14 protein-coding genes are annotated in these 14118 nt (G+C 51.3%); 3 read left to right on the top strand and 11 right to left on the bottom strand.

The window, feature by feature from the left end; translation table 11 throughout:
* Positions 1 to 11: 11 nt before the first annotated feature.
* The 9 genes from HS1genome_RS05620 to HS1genome_RS05580 all read right to left on the bottom strand — a co-directional run bounded on the left by HS1genome_RS05620 (position 12) and on the right by HS1genome_RS05580 (position 7837).
* Positions 12 to 1211 (bottom strand): pyridoxal phosphate-dependent aminotransferase, encoded by a 1200-nt coding sequence (locus HS1genome_RS05620; protein ID WP_126449961.1) that lies wholly within the window; start codon positions 1209 to 1211, stop codon positions 12 to 14.
* 15 nt (positions 1212 to 1226) lie between these two features.
* A complete protein-coding gene (gene trpC / locus HS1genome_RS05615) occupies positions 1227 to 1976 on the bottom strand; it encodes an indole-3-glycerol phosphate synthase TrpC (protein ID WP_126449960.1) in 750 nt (249 codons plus the stop codon).
* Positions 1977 to 1981: 5 nt separating this feature from the next.
* Positions 1982 to 2560 (bottom strand): anthranilate synthase component II, encoded by a 579-nt coding sequence (locus tag HS1genome_RS05610; RefSeq protein WP_126449959.1) that lies wholly within the window; start codon positions 2558 to 2560, stop codon positions 1982 to 1984.
* Between the two features lie 2 nt (positions 2561 to 2562).
* Complete coding sequence (locus HS1genome_RS05605; RefSeq protein ID WP_126449958.1) at positions 2563 to 3861, bottom strand: anthranilate synthase component I; 1299 nt, start codon at positions 3859 to 3861, stop codon at positions 2563 to 2565.
* Positions 3858 to 4436 carry a phosphoribosylanthranilate isomerase gene (locus tag HS1genome_RS05600; protein ID WP_158613725.1) on the bottom strand — a complete coding sequence of 193 codons (579 nt, stop codon included), beginning with the start codon at positions 4434 to 4436 and terminating at the stop codon, positions 3858 to 3860. Before HS1genome_RS05600 ends, HS1genome_RS05605 begins: the two co-directional genes overlap by 4 nt.
* Positions 4429 to 5469: an anthranilate phosphoribosyltransferase gene (gene trpD / locus HS1genome_RS05595; RefSeq protein WP_126449956.1), complete on the bottom strand. Its 1041-nt coding sequence runs from the start codon at positions 5467 to 5469 to the stop codon at positions 4429 to 4431. The genes HS1genome_RS05600 and trpD overlap by 8 nt, the downstream gene beginning before the upstream one ends.
* On the bottom strand, positions 5459 to 6187 hold the full coding sequence (gene trpA / locus HS1genome_RS05590; RefSeq protein WP_126449955.1) for a tryptophan synthase subunit alpha: 729 nt from the start codon (positions 6185 to 6187) through the stop codon (positions 5459 to 5461). The genes trpD and trpA overlap by 11 nt, the downstream gene beginning before the upstream one ends.
* Positions 6184 to 7458: a TrpB-like pyridoxal phosphate-dependent enzyme gene (locus HS1genome_RS05585; RefSeq protein WP_126449954.1), complete on the bottom strand. Its 1275-nt coding sequence runs from the start codon at positions 7456 to 7458 to the stop codon at positions 6184 to 6186. The genes trpA and HS1genome_RS05585 overlap by 4 nt, the downstream gene beginning before the upstream one ends.
* Positions 7459 to 7528: 70 nt before the next feature.
* The gene (locus HS1genome_RS05580) at positions 7529 to 7837 is read right to left on the bottom strand and encodes an acylphosphatase (RefSeq protein WP_126451335.1); all 309 of its coding nucleotides are present in this window, start codon (positions 7835 to 7837) and stop codon (positions 7529 to 7531) included.
* A 64-nt stretch (positions 7838 to 7901) separates the two neighbouring features.
* Here HS1genome_RS05580 and HS1genome_RS05575 point away from each other — a divergent pair, with 64 nt between their 5' ends.
* The 3 genes from HS1genome_RS05575 (at position 7902) to HS1genome_RS05560 (ending at position 11710) form a co-directional block, all read left to right on the top strand.
* Positions 7902 to 8978, top strand: a complete 1077-nt coding sequence (locus tag HS1genome_RS05575) for an inositol-3-phosphate synthase (protein WP_126449953.1) — start codon at positions 7902 to 7904, stop codon at positions 8976 to 8978.
* Between the two features lie 276 nt (positions 8979 to 9254).
* Positions 9255 to 9878, top strand: coding sequence for a phosphoribosyltransferase (locus HS1genome_RS05570; protein WP_126449952.1), 624 nt, complete (start codon positions 9255 to 9257; stop codon positions 9876 to 9878).
* Positions 9879 to 10564: 686 nt separating this feature from the next.
* Positions 10565 to 11710 carry an RNA-guided endonuclease TnpB family protein gene (locus tag HS1genome_RS05560; RefSeq protein WP_126449951.1) on the top strand — a complete coding sequence of 382 codons (1146 nt, stop codon included), beginning with the start codon at positions 10565 to 10567 and terminating at the stop codon, positions 11708 to 11710.
* 118 nt (positions 11711 to 11828) lie between these two features.
* Here the strand turns inward: HS1genome_RS05560 and prf1 are convergent, their stop codons facing one another.
* Together prf1 and HS1genome_RS05550 are read right to left on the bottom strand one after the other, a co-directional pair.
* Entirely contained in the window at positions 11829 to 12869 is a 1041-nt protein-coding gene (gene prf1 / locus HS1genome_RS05555) for a peptide chain release factor aRF-1 (RefSeq protein WP_229768180.1), read from the bottom strand.
* Positions 12870 to 13117: 248 nt separating this feature from the next.
* Positions 13118 to 14113 carry an acryloyl-coenzyme A reductase gene (locus HS1genome_RS05550; RefSeq protein WP_126451334.1) on the bottom strand — a complete coding sequence of 332 codons (996 nt, stop codon included), beginning with the start codon at positions 14111 to 14113 and terminating at the stop codon, positions 13118 to 13120.
* Positions 14114 to 14118: the final 5 nt, after the last annotated feature.

Raw genomic sequence — 14118 nt, 5'->3', positions numbered from 1 at the left:
TCGCAGTCTCTTCATCCCAGAGATTCCCTTACGAACTCAGCTATTCTCTTCGTCCCCTCCCTTATTTTATCTTCTGCTAAGGCGAAGCTAAGCCTAACGTAGTTCCTTCCCACATTCTCTGGGAAAACGTCGCCCGGTATTGTGACGACACCTTTCTCTTCTATGAGCTTAATGGAGAACTGTTTAGCCGACCATCCAGTGGTCTTAAGTACCTGGGTCACCTCCAAGAATGCGTAGAACGTAGCACGTGGTTTATCGAGACTTACACCCTTCAAGGAAGATAGCTCACCATAAATCACGTCCCTTCTCCTCTTGAAGAGGTCCACCATTTGCTGAACTTCTCCCTTGGCCCTGAACGCTCCCAACGCTCCTCGCTGAGCGAAGCTGTTGGGACACGTATAAGTGTTAGCTGCCAATGTCCCCATCTTCTTTATAACCGAGCTGTCCGCGACTACATAGCCCAGTCTCCACCCAGTCATGGAGAAGGTCTTACTGAAGCCGTTCACATAGATTACGTAATCCCTCCAAGATGAATCGTCAAGTGAGCTAGCCATCTCACCCTCGTAGATGAAGTGATCGTAGATCTCGTCGGAGAGCAGAAGTATTCCCCTTTCCTTAGCGATCTGAGCTAATCCTTCAACCTCCTTCTTATCTAGTAGAGCTGCCGTCGGATTACTTGGATTGTTGAGTACAATCATTTTGGTTTTGGGAGACAGCTTGGACTGCACATCTTCCAGATCTATGGAGAAGCCCTTCCCAGACTCACGTCTCATCTTAGCGTATGTTGGCCTAGCGCCAAGCAATCTAGCGACCTCGGCGTAGGAGTAGAACGCTGGATCGAAGAGAAGGACCTCATCCCCAGGGGCTACGAAGGCCGCGAAGGCTAAGAACAGGGACATCTTGGCACCTGGAGTGATAATGACCTCTTCCTTCCTCACATCGCTCCCTAGCCGTTCTTTGAGGTCGTCAGCCACCGCCTGCCTAAGTTCCTCGAGTCCTAAAGCGGAGGTGTAACCTGTGAATCCCTGATCAAGGGCAAGTTTCGCCTCCTCCCTGGCTACTGCTGGGGTCGGAACGTCGGGCTGACCTATACCGAAATTGATCACCTTAACACCACGGGCCGCCACTTCCCTAGCTTTCTCCTGATAAACCAGCGTGCTCTCGCCCGCAAGCGAGTTTAGATTGGGAGCGAAACGCTCGATCGGTCGCATCGATCAGGAGACAAGTTACGCAGATATTAACTCTTTGATCCTAGAGGGCTCCTGCATTAATGTGGTTCCAATCAAGAAGGCATCGGCCCCCTTCTCCTTAAACAAGGAGATGTCCTGCTTCGTCCTTATGCCGCTCTCTACCACCTTGATCGATTTCCTCACCTTCTCTAGGAGTTTCAATGGATTCTCTAAGTTAACCTTGAGAGTCTCCAAGTCCCTCGAGTTAAGACCTATGAGCTGTGCTCCACAGGCTTGAGCGATCTCTAGGTCACTCTCGTCATGCACCTCCACGAGGGCCTCCAGTCCGAACGTATGAGCGAAGGTAATAAGTCCACAGAGCTCCCTCCTGGTAAGTAATCTAACAATCAGAAGAACGGCATCAGCCCCTAGCTGAAAGGCGTCCTCGATCTGTGACTCAGTCACGACAAAGTCCTTCATAAGTACTGGGATCTTTACAATACTGCTCGCGTTATATAGATCGTTGTAGGAACCTCTGAAGAACTTCTGCTCCGTTAACACGCTGAGCGCTACTGCACCGTTATCCTCCATGAACTTGGCGTAAGAGTTGAGGTCTCTCTCCTGGCTGAACCCTGAGGGAGAGGCTCTCTTAAACTCTGCTATCACTGGAGTTACCCCAGAGGCCTTGGCAAGTGTTATGACACGGGAGAGACTATAAACAGGCCTCTCCCTGTTCCTCCCAGTTCTAGGTTTATTTAAGGAGAGCTGCACTACTTCCTTCAGCCAACCTGATAGGTAGCGTGGCAAACAGTTCACACCCTATTAAGGAAATTGTAGAACACTTTATAACCCTCCTTGGTCCCGACACTCTCTGGGTGGAACTGCACCCCGAACACCCTGTATTCGACGTGCTCTATGCCCATTACCTCGCCATCGTCCTTTGAGAAGGCGTTTATTTTCAGTGGATCCCTTACTCCATCCACCACGAGACTGTGATACCGGGTGGCCTCGAACTGTTCCGGCATTCCCTGATAAATCAGGCTTCCCCTCCTTACTACCTGACTCAGTTTCCCATGCATAACCCTCTTTGCCTTCCTGATGGTACTGCCGAAGGCGTAGCCTATTGCCTGGTGACCTAAGCACACCCCCAAGATAGGTAGCCTCGGAGCTAGACGCCTTATCACATCTATTACGATCCCCATGTCTTCCGCCTTCTCCGGTGTGCCTGGTCCAGGAGAAATGATAATGCGGTCTGGTTCCATTCTCTCTACTCCACTCACAGATATCTCGTCGTTCCTCACCACTACAGGCCTAGTCCCCAGCTCCGCCACTGCCTGCACTATATTATAAACGAAGCTATCGTAGTTGTCTATTATTAGAGTAAGATCCACCCTCACACCCCCATGGAAACCGTTAAGGCCTTAAGTTTATACTTCACTTCCTGTAGTTCTCCCTCTGGAGAGGAATCGTAAACTATTCCACCTCCTGCCTGTATCCTGAACACTTCGCCATTAACGAATGCGCTCCTAATAGTTATGGCGAATTGAGAGTTACCCTCGGTTGAGACGTAACCTACGGCCCCGGCGTAAGGGCCTCTCCTTGCGGTCTCCAGTTGCTCTATGAGGTTCATAGCCATAGGCTTAGGTGCGCCTGTGACTGTGCCAGCTGGGAACGTGGCCCTCATTACGTCCATGGAAGTTAGATTCCTCTTCAACGTTCCTACCACTTTACTAACGATATGCTGGACATGACTATACTTCTCAACATACATGAGCTCTGGCACTGTGACCGAACCAGGAACGGAGACCTTGCCCAAGTCATTGCGTGCTAGATCAACTAACATCAAATGTTCTGCCCTCTCCTTCTCTGACGCCAGTAGCTCCTGTTCCAGCCTCAAATCTTCCACTGCACTATTACCGCGGGGCCTAGTACCTGCTATGGGATAGCTCTCTACCGTGCCCTCAGTGGTCCTGAATAGAGTTTCTGGACTGGAACCCAAGAGCGTCCTCTTTCCGAACTTTAAGTAGAACATGTAAGGTGAGGGGTTAACCTGTCTGAGCTTATAGTAAAGTGAGGTCAGGTCTCCTTTCCACACGTACCTGTAACCCTTTGAGGGGACGGTTTGGAAGACGTAGCCTTCCCTGATATACTCTAAGATCTTCTTCACCGCGTTGATGTATTCTCCGTCACTCATCGTCTCGTCTAGCTTGGAGAAATTGACCGTTCCAATAGAGATCTGCCCGCATCTAGGCACCTCTCCCTCCACGTAAACTTTCCCGTTCACGTGATCGTACACTGCCAAGTTTGCTGGAACGAAGAACTCTCCGTCAGGCCAGTTCTCCCAAGGCCTGGAGAGTTCTCTTATCCTCTCCCAATGTCTAACCGCGTCGTAAGAGAGGTACCCAAGAGCTCCTCCCTTGAAGTGCGTAGGAACGTTCAACTTCGGAGATCTCGATACAAGATCTGTCATGATGGTACTGAGCGAACCTACACTCCCTGAGATATCGCCCGTGACTTCACCACTCCCGGTAATTTGGAGATAGGCCCTACTCCCCCAAGCAACGATACTGTACCTCGACCTAGTCTGAGGACCTTCGACGCTCTCCAACAACGCGGCCCTCTCCTCGTTCGCCTCCGCGCACCTGAAGAGTTCGTATGGTTGGGGGATCTCCCCTATGAGGAGAATGTTCATCCTTTCACCCTCCTTATCAGTTCCCTTAGCTTCCGATGGTCCTTGACTCCCGGTGAGATTTCAACTCCCCTTGATACATCAAGGAAGTATGGCTGAAGCTTCAAGTAGGAGTCCAAGTTGTCGAGGCCTATCCCCCCTGCCAGTCCGGCCTTAGAACATTCTGATAGCATAACTGCGGCAACCTTCAAGTCTGTGGCTGAGGTTTTAGAAGGGGAATCCACCAGGACTAGGTCCCCTCTCTCGCATGCGTTCTTCAAGTAATTTAGGAACTTGAGGTCGGCTGGAACGTAAAGGATCTTCCTCTTTTCGTAGCTACTTAGCGCTTCAAGTTCATCATTAGTGAGGACCCTGTGGATCTGGAGGTAGTCGGCGTCTCTGGCCAGATCGAACATCTCCTCAAGGGAGCCACTGACCCTCACCGCGACCGCTGGAACCTTCACCTCGGACTTGATGTCCCTGAGCAGGGTCAAGGAACCTACACGGGGGCTACTAGGCTCTAATACCACACCCAACATGTCAGCGCCACGAGCAGCTAGGGCGTCTTCTATTCTTGTTAGCCCACAGATCTTAAGCAAGGGCAATCCTCTTCACTTCCTCAAACCTATTTGGATCGCCGTGGCTCTCCACTATCTTCCTCACCCTCTCCAGAGAATCCACGAAGCATTGCTCCGCCAACTCAGCTCCGTCCTTAGGACTAGACACTACCCCCGCTGCATAGAGAGCAAGAGCGGCATTCAGTTTGATGAAGTTTCTCGAATCCTTATCCAAGCCGGCAAAGGCTCTAAGGATCCTCAGGGCCGACTCCCTCGCGTTCTCCACCTTCACCCTTTCCAAAGATACGGAGGATACGCCGAGGTCAGCAGGAAATAAAGAGTAGGTCTCTGCTCCATGTGGCGTAACCTCCGTTATATGGGTCTCACAACAGGGGCTAACCTCGTCGAGTCCAGGCTCCCCGTGCACCAACACCACCTTCTCATATCCCAACTCGGGAACAGCGTGACTCAGAAGCTCCACTGCCCTCTTGGAGTAGACGCCCACTAGCTGCCTTCTCACCTGCGCTGGATTAGTGAGTGGCCCGAGCAGATTGAAGACAGTCTTAACTCCTAGGGCACGTCTGACCGGTGCTACGTTCTTCATGGCTGGGTGATACTTCTGAGCGAAGAGAAAAACGAAGCCAACCGATGTAAGGAGCTCCTCAACTTGTTGAGGCTCAACATCTATACTGTAACCTAGCTCCTCCAATACATCGGCACTCCCAGAACTAGAGCTAACCGCCCTATTGCCATGCTTTGCTACAGGGACTAAGCTGCTTACAAGTAGGGCCACTGCAGTACTCACGTTCAAAGTTCCGTACGTATCTCCTCCTGTGCCAGCAGTGTCTACGGATCTTGAGGGCCCACTCACCTTGATCATGCTCTCCCTCATGGCCTCCGCGAACCCAATTACTTCTGTGGGTGATTCTCCCCTCACTTTCATAGCGATCAGGGCCCCCGCAGTCTGTGCCTCCTGTAGTTTCCCTCTCACTATATGTGACGCTAGTTCCCTAGACTCCTCGACGGTGAGGGTGTACCCCTCCAGGACCTTTGTTAAAAGGGACCTAAGCTCCATCGAGGATCTCCCTGTACTTCCTCACTAGGGCCAGCCCACCTGTCACCCCTCTCCCCTCCAGCTCAGTAATTAATGCTGTACCTACCGCCACGCCGTCGGCCCCAGCCCGTAGTGCCGACCTAAGGTCGGACTCGCTAGAGAGGCCGAACCCTACTATCAGATCAGACCTAACCATGTTCCTCACTCTACGTATAAGGGCTCCAACGTCAACTGGAATGGGTATGCCGGTAGTTGGCCTCACTCCGTAATACAGGAACATGTCGGTGATTTCGCCGCTCCTTTTTATTATGGAGTCAGGGACGGAAGGAGCTGTGAATATGACGTTCTTAAGTCCCTCACTCCTCACCTTGGATACGACAGCCTCCAACTGATCTGGGAAATCTATCAGAAGGTCTGGAAAGAGTACTCCCTCCACTTTAGACTCCCTGAGGGACTTTAGGAATTCTCTGAGCCTATCGAGGTGTTCCTCTAGATAGGTCAAGACAACTACGGGGACCTTAGAGACCTCTACTGCTTCCTTGAGGGATCCGCTCAGGTCGCCGAACTTACTGACCGTCTGGTGACTCCTTCGTATAACGGGTCCGTCGTACTTGGCATACTTCGGAGGAAGTCCCACCTCGTAAATGTCACAGCCGGCCCCCTTCAACCCTTCACTGAACTTGAGGAAGTCCTGAGGGGTGGGGAAACCCAAAGTGTCGTAAACCACGAGCTTCCTCAACTCTTGAACCTCTTCATCATACTCTCGTAATTGGAAAGGTCTAGTAACCCGTGTCCACTCAGGTTGAACGCTATAGTCCTCCTTTCTCCATCACGTTTAGCCCTCATCGCTTCATCCACCACTGCCTTCACCGCATGCGCCGACTCAGGCGCCGGAACTATGCCTTGAGTCTCCGAAAAGAGTTTCGCTGCTTCGAAGATCTCTGGCTCCTCATACTCCCTCCACTCAACTCTTCCCTCCTGCATCAGTAGGCTGAGGCTGGGGGCTACCCCGTGATATCTTAGTCCACCAGCATAGATTGGAGGCGGGACATATTCCCTTCCCAACGTCAACATCTTAATCATGGGGAGTAGACCCGCTTCGTCTGGGTAATCGTATTCGTACTTCCCAGAGCTGAACTTCGGGACCTCCGCCGGTCCCACTGCTATCAGTCTGGCTTTAGTCCCGTGCCCTAGGAAAGGAAAGGCGAAGCCACCGAAGTTACTCCCACCTCCCACACAACCAATTAGGACGTCGGGTTCCTCTCCCACAGCCTCCAACTGCGTTGAGGTCTCAAGGCCGATCACGCTCTGGTATAGCAACACCACGTCTAGGACGCTGCCAACCAGGTACTTCCACCTCTGCTTCAGGGCATACTCAACAGCCTCGCTCATAGCTATCCCCAAGGAGCCGGGATGATTGGGATCCCTCGATAATGCCCTTTTTCCCGCTTCGGTGAAATTGGTTGGGCTGGCGTAGACATCTGCCCCATAGAGGTTCATTATGGTCTTCCTCATGGGCTTCTGCTCATAGCTTACTCTAACCATGAAGACAGACGACTTCAGGCCGAACATGGAAGCCGCAAGGGCGACAGCTGTTCCCCACTGCCCAGCTCCAGTCTCGGTGGTAACCGCTGAAATGCCCTCAGCTTGAGCGTAGTAGGCTTGAGGGATGGCGGCGTTTATCTTGTGGGATCCTGTGGGTGTGGCACCCTCGTACTTGAAGTATATCCTAGCGGGAGTCCTCAATTTCTCCTCCAACTTCCTGGCTCGTAAGAGGGGAGTCGGCCTTCCTATGTTCAAATACCTGTCCCTTACCTCCTCTGGGATCTTAACGAACCTCTCGACGGTGAATTGTTGTCTCAACACCTCCTGTGGCATGATGTCCCTCAGGAGGTCTATCCTAGAGAAATCGGCCCCAGGTGGATCTCTAGGGGGAGGTAAAGGCCTAGGCAGATCTGGAATAATATTGTACCAAAACTCTGGTACTATATCCCTCGGGTTTAACTCCATTGGCGCAACAGATACACCGAGCGTCTTAAACAACGCTGTGGTTAAAATACTTCACTGCCTTCCGGGGAATTCACTTCCTAACTACAAAGTCCTGGAACTCGCCAGTGTATTCATGGAACGAAAATTCCAGGTTCCTCACCTCGGCCAAGGGAGGGCCTCTCGATGCTAGCTTCAGTAACCTCTTTAACATCTCTTCGTGGCCCTCTGCCACTATTTCGACGGTCCCGTCGGGTAAGTTGACTACGTAACCTCTCAGACCGAGTCTCTTGGCATTTCTCAACACAAAGTTTCTGAACCCTACCCCTTGGACTCTTCCGCTGACCCTGACATATAATCTCCTTAACGTGGGGACCACCTCAGTGTCGCTCCACCTCCTCACCACTCAGCCTAAACCCTCATCACTAGCAGTTTTTATTACCTACTAACAGAACACACGGGGTTAAATGATCAAGGTCGCCATCGCTGGGCTAGGTAACTGTGCCTCAATGTTAGTTCAAGGGATAGAATTCTACAGAAGCAAGGGACCAGAATACACTGAAGGGCTCATAACACCGGTAGTGGGAAAGTACAGAGTCTCGGACTTGGAGGTGGTGGCAGCCTTCGACGTCTCTGAAAACAAGGTAGGGAAGGACGTTAGTGAGGCCATCTTTGAGAGTCCTAACATAACGAGGAAGATCGTGGAACTGAAGAAGAAGGGAGTGAAGGTCGTAGCTGGTCCTGTACTTGACGGAGTAGCACCTCACATGATTGACGCCTTCAAACCAGTGAGGAACGGAACAGTGGATGCGGTGGTGGAGGAATTGAAGCGAAGTGAAGCAGAAGTCTTGGTGAACCTCCTGCCAGTGGGAAGCGAGGAGGCAACCCGAGCCTACGCCAAGGCCGCACTCCAGGCCGGAGTGGCCTTCGTTAACGCAATACCGGTTTTCATTGCCAGCGACCCCAAGGGAGAGTTCCCTAGGATGTTTAAGGAGAGGGGGCTTCCAGTAGCTGGAGACGACATAAAAGGCCAGATAGGTGCCACGATAGCCCACAGGGCCATAACTAGCCTGTTCAGAATGAGGGGGGTGACGGTTGACGAGACCTACCAACTTAACGTCGGAGGAAATACGGACTTCCTTAACATGAAGACGGAGGAGAGGCTGATCTCTAAGCGAATAAGCAAGACCAAGGCAGTAACCAGCACGATAGAGGACGACACCTTAGAGAGCGAGGGAAGGATAAGAATAGGGCCGAGCGACTTCGTTCCTTTCCTAGGCAACACCAAGGTGGCCTACATCTACGTTAAGGGTGAAGGATTTGCTGGAGCGCCAGTAAAGGTAGAGATGAGTCTGGAGGTAGACGACAAGGCCAATGCTGCTGCCGTCCTAGTGGACGTCATAAGGGCGGTGAAAGTTGCCCTGGATAAGGGAGTGACGGGTCCCCTAGATAAGGTGTCAGCCTTCTACTTCAAACACCCACCTAAACAGGCACCTAACGATGAAGAGGCTCAGGCTTGGTTCAGAAGCTTCATTGAAGTGTGAAGTCTGTTGGGAAGCAGAGGCCAGCAATGTATGTAGGGTGTGTGGCAGAGCATGTTGCTCCGATCACCTAAGGGAAGGAAAGTGCGAGATCTGTTGGTCCACTACCTGCGAGTTGTGTGGAGAGAACTTAGCAATTGGGAGGTGTGACTCATGTCAACGCATCATATGCGACGCCTGCCAGACGCGATTTGATGGAGCGAGGAGACTATGTAAACTTTGCGAGGCGGAACTGAAAGATTGATTAACCCCCCTTTTGAAGAAGGGTGGGTAATTATAGTGCCCAAGGTACCCGTCAAGGTAGTAGGCTGGGACAAGATTGTGGAGCTCAGCAAAACACTTAGTGAGAAGGTTAAAGAGGACGGATACACCCCTGACGTTATAGTGGCAGTTGCCCGCGGAGGACTTGTTCCAAGTAGGCTTCTGGCTGATCACCTTGGAGTGATAGACATAGTCTCGGTAAAGGTAGAGCACTGGGTGGTAACGGCATCAAGGAACCCAGAGGCCCGAGTGAAGTACCCATTCAAACTAGACCTGAGGGGAGCAAGCGTGATGATAGTGGACGACATATGTGACACGGGAGATAGCATCATGCTCTCGGCTGACTTCGTAAGAGAGAACTTCAACGTGAGAGAAGTAAGGACTGCTACGCTGCAGTATCTCGCGAATTCGTCGAAGTTCAAGCCAGACTTCTACGCTGAAGAGGTGAGGGAGTGGAGTTGGTTCATGTATCCTTGGAACTACTGGGAAGACGAGATCAACCTTGTGAAGAAGATAATTGATGAGGTTGGCCTCCAAGAACCTGAGGAACTCACGAAGTTATTCCGAGAAAACTACGGTGTCCTCCCGCCCGTACCTATTAAGGAGATAATAGGGGAAATGAGAAGACGTGGAGTAATCTAATCTTAAGTTATTTGAGGGTCCGGTGGCCCGTAATGAAATCTGTTTCGAATGTTGCTGTTAAAAAGTATGGGAGCTCAACTTCAATCACCAACACTCCCCGATAAAAAAACAGTATAAAGCAGACCTAGAAGCCTCTCACCCGTAATTTCGATCTACACGCTCCTCAAGCACGTAGAGCACTAACACCTCGCCACTGTCACTCTCCATCTCCTTTAGGATTACCTCGATCCCTTGGTGAAAGTTCCGTCTAAGAACTATGGCAACCCATACTGTAAGGGCGAGAGGGGTTCATAGTTCGCTGTCTTCAAAGCTATGGGTAGCTACAGTGAACTACCCTGCCCTCGCGGACGGGGCGTCCTCGTGGTGAGTCCCGCTCCTCGGAGGGACCTCGATCCCCGTCCGTAGCGGAGGTTCAGTGGAACCGTCCTGTGAACAGTACGGGAGAGGGGTCACGGAGGGTTTCCTCTCCACGGGCGTGAGTTCCCCCAGCCCCTAGGGTGCGACCCAGCTCTCACAGTAGAGGTCTAGAAGACGTTGGAGTCTCATTAACGTTTTTATAAGGGGGTATCCGTCCTCACCGAAGGGGACTTCCGCTCCCTTAAATTACAAAGGGATGAAAGCCTCGCCCCTTCTAGGGGCGGGGATGGACAAAAACTAAATACTTCTTTTTTCCTTAAATTCCCTTGATGGCTAGGAGGAGTAAAAAAGCGATCAGAGCTACTGTTTCTATGAAGATCGCCCTCTCTGAACCCCTCCTAGCCCTCGTGAATAACTACGTTAAAGCACTACGTTCCGCCCTCTTTTGGTTAAAGGAGAACGTGAAAAACGAAGAGAAGGGAGTATTGGGAAGAGTTCACGAGGAGTTGTACACGAGGTTAAGGGAGGAGTACTCTCTACCATCAAAGGTCGCCGAGGACTGTTACCGTGATACTCTCTCAGTGTACAGGGGTTGGTGTAACAATCCTAGGAGAGGTCGTTTCCCAAGAGTTCACAAGCCGACTGTTTGGCTAACTCCTAGAGCAAGTTACAGTGTAAACTTTGAAACAACGACCGTTAGGATTGCTGGTGTTGGTGAGCTACCAATTCTAGGCTATCCTAGGAACTTGAGGGAGTATGCTAACTGGAGGGCGAAGGAGGCCAGGTTGGTAGTCGGAGACGGGAAGGCTTTCCTCAAAGTGGTTTTCGAGAAACCGTTGGAGGAGGTCGAGCCGAAATCGAGCGTCGCCGTCGACATTAACATGGGTGAAGTAGTCGTAGGGAAGGACGACAAGGACTACGTTAGGATCCCGACTCGCCTTGAAGAGGTCCACCGCTGGAAGTCTTTAGCTGAGAATTTGCAGAGGAAGTACCCAAAGAGGTGGAGGGAGAACAAGAGGACCTTGTATAGAGTCTGCTCTTTTCATCGAAAAGCTAAGAGAATTCTGGAGGACTTCGCTAGGAAAGTGGGGAAGTGGGTCGTTGAAATCGCCGAAACGATGGGTGCTAACGTCATAAAGTTGGAGAACCTCAAGAACCTCATCAAAAACGTGAATAAGTTGTCGAAGGAATTTCGCGATAAATTGTACTTGATGCAATATCGCAGGATTCAGTGTTGGGTTGAGTGGCAAGCTAGGAAACGCGGTATGGTCGTTGAGCATGTTAATCCTAGTTATTCTTCTGTCTCGTGTCCTAAGTGCGGTAAAAAGATGGAGGAAGTCGCCCACCGTTGGTTTAGGTGTAGTTGTGGATGTGAAAACGACCGTGACGTAATCGCGGTCGTGAACCTAAATGGGAGGGGGTCTCTGACCCTCTCGACTGCCCCTCAGATGAGATATGTAGTCCCGAATCGATGAGGGGAACCCCCGCCCTTTAGGGCGGGGAGGAAGTCAGAAACCACACTTTTCTAGAGGCAATCTCTTCTACGAGAAGAACCTTCCACCCTCTTAAACCTCGTAAATGCAAAATGGGGATTCAGAGCTTGTAGCGCAGTTTCCCAACCGCTCCCGCAAAGGTTTTCCTTATCCACTCCGCTTCGGGCACTTCGTCCCCTATGACATAAAGATTGACCTTGGAGTTCTCGGCCCTCTGAATCAAAGAGGCCGTGTTATCGTCCTCATACACAACGAGGTACTCCAGTGCTCCCGCATCCATGGCCGTCTCTATCTCTTTTCTACCGTACACTACTAGATCGTCAGCCTTCGCTAGGTGGTACTTGATCTCCTCGAGTGCCTTCTGCACCTCAACCAACTTCTGTCCCTTCAATGCGTCCCCTGCTCTAGTCACCATCTCCCTCAGGCCGTTATCTCCCTGATAGCTCACGTCCAAAAGGGGCTCCATAACCAATTTCTTGAGCCTGTAGTCCAGGTAGTCTCCCTCGACGAAGTCCTGCTTAGCGAAGCCTGGTCCCCCCACTAGGATCCCCTTCAACTTCTTGCTCTCTAAATAGGGGAGGAAGTAAGAGTTGGCCCTGTCGCCTACCTCCTTGTGAAACTCGTGTACTAGCTCCTCAATTATCCTCGCCTCGCGCCTCTGGCTCTGTCCTCCTTTGTGGTGCTTGCCGGGTATGTAGCCCTGCAGCTCATCTAAAACCTCGAGTCTACTTCCCCTCAACATACCTATGGTGGCCTCGTCTCTCTCTATAATCAGAAGCCCGTATACATCGTTCTCCTCGATCATGTCCTCTAGAAATTCAGTGTGAAACTCCTTGTCAGTCCTGTAGAAATAAATTGACACTTTCTCTGGTGGAGAGAACAAGATGCACTTGAACTCCTCGGTGTCGAAGTTTTTCCCACTGAAAAGAACGATCCCATTATCTGGCACTTTGGGGAGCTGAGTTAACCTGTCTATGGCAGCAGATATAGCGGCCTCAACCGCGTCCCTCGTCCTTTTCAATTTTATGTTCTGCGATATAGAGAGCTCCTGCCTAAGGTTGTTCAACACGTCAGCTATGGGTCTACCTGGCGGAACGTAAAGTGAAAGAAGGACTGTCGCAGGCGCTTTCCACTTCTTCAAGTCCTTTACCAGAGGCTTAAGTTCGTTTCTACTTATTACATACTTCTCAAAGACTCATCCCTGATCAAGTGAAGTGATGAGCTTGCCGTATATAAAACTGTTCCACGGAGGGCCAGACTAAGTTCCTTTACATTGCTTCTCCGATCTTCTCTGGTCTGAATAACTGGATATTGTGTTTCAGCCTTCTTCTTAACAACACAAAATCCCATCTGAAATGAGATGTAAGGATCTCTAACCATAAAATCCTGTTACGGCGAGAAGAGTACCTTGCCCACTCTTTCTCTTGACTTGAGGGCCGCGAACGCTGAACTGGTCTCCTCGAGCTTATAGGTTCCCGCTATAACTGCCCTTACTTTCCCCTGGGCCGAAAGTTCCATCGCATCCTGCACGTCCTTCCTGTTAGCTGAGGCATGGCCTATGACCTGCAGGTCTTTCAGGATCACATATCCGAGCCTGAGCTCGTATTTCGTCGTAGGTTCCACATTCCCCACTTGAAGTAGCCTCCCTCCAGCCCTCAGAGACTTCAAACTATCTTCGAGGGTGGGGGTTCCTACAGTATCTATCACTACGTCCACCTCTCCCTCTTCTTTCTTGACCTTCTCAGCGAACTTGGGTCCCACCACCACGCTGGAACAGAACTTCGCTATCTTGTCGACCTTGGCTTCATCCGAGGTCACTCCTATAACTCTAGCCCCTAACGCTGATGCCACCTGAACAGCGTGAATCCCAACTCCCCCTCCAGCACCGGTGACAAGAACGCTTTCCCCGTGCTTGAGGCCAGCCCTCCGTAAGCCCGAGAGTATCATGCCAGTAACACACGGAGCCACCACTGCTTCCTCATCGCTCGCGTTCTCGGGAACCCTCACCGCACTTTCACTCTTCAAAATAGCGTACTGAGCGAAGAAGCCATCAAGTTCTTCCGAGTACCCCAATTTATTAACACAGTGAGCTTCGTCTCCCTCCTTGCAGAACCTACATATACCATCGAAAGCGTAGAGGGTAGACACTACCTTCTCTCCCTTCCGGAACATACCATCCGACTCAACAACCTCCCCTACGACCTCGTGCCCTAGAATAACAGGGTATTTCATCCTCGGGTAGAAGCCAGCTAGCTGCAGGAGGTCCCTGTAACACAGTGCAGCCCGGAGAACCCTTATCTTGAGTTCTCCAGGCATCCTCTTGGGTTCCTCCACGTCTCTAAGTTCGTAGCCCGAACCCTTTGAGGGCACAATTAACGCCTTCACGTCCC

Origin of the sequence: Sulfodiicoccus acidiphilus, from assembly GCF_003967175.1 — an archaeon.
Lineage (GTDB): Archaea > Thermoproteota > Thermoprotei_A > Sulfolobales > Sulfolobaceae > Sulfodiicoccus > Sulfodiicoccus acidiphilus.
The sequence above is the reverse complement of the archived record's forward strand: the minus strand, read 5'-3'. Positions and strand labels throughout refer to the sequence as shown.

Bases quoted from the DNA above. Each gene is read 5' to 3' on its own strand.
- HS1genome_RS05560 (WP_126449951.1), top strand. From the start codon at position 10,565: ATGGCTAGGAGGAGTAAAAAAGCGATCAGAGCTACTGTTTCTATGAAG.
- HS1genome_RS05620 (WP_126449961.1), bottom strand. From the start codon at position 1,211: ATGCGACCGATCGAGCGTTTCGCTCCCAATCTAAACTCGCTTGCGGGC.
- HS1genome_RS05605 (WP_126449958.1), bottom strand. From the start codon at position 3,861: ATGAACATTCTCCTCATAGGGGAGATCCCCCAACCATACGAACTCTTC.
- HS1genome_RS05575 (WP_126449953.1), top strand. From the start codon at position 7,902: ATGATCAAGGTCGCCATCGCTGGGCTAGGTAACTGTGCCTCAATGTTA.
- HS1genome_RS05585 (WP_126449954.1), bottom strand. From the start codon at position 7,458: ATGGAGTTAAACCCGAGGGATATAGTACCAGAGTTTTGGTACAATATT.
- trpD (WP_126449956.1), bottom strand. From the start codon at position 5,469: ATGGAGCTTAGGTCCCTTTTAACAAAGGTCCTGGAGGGGTACACCCTC.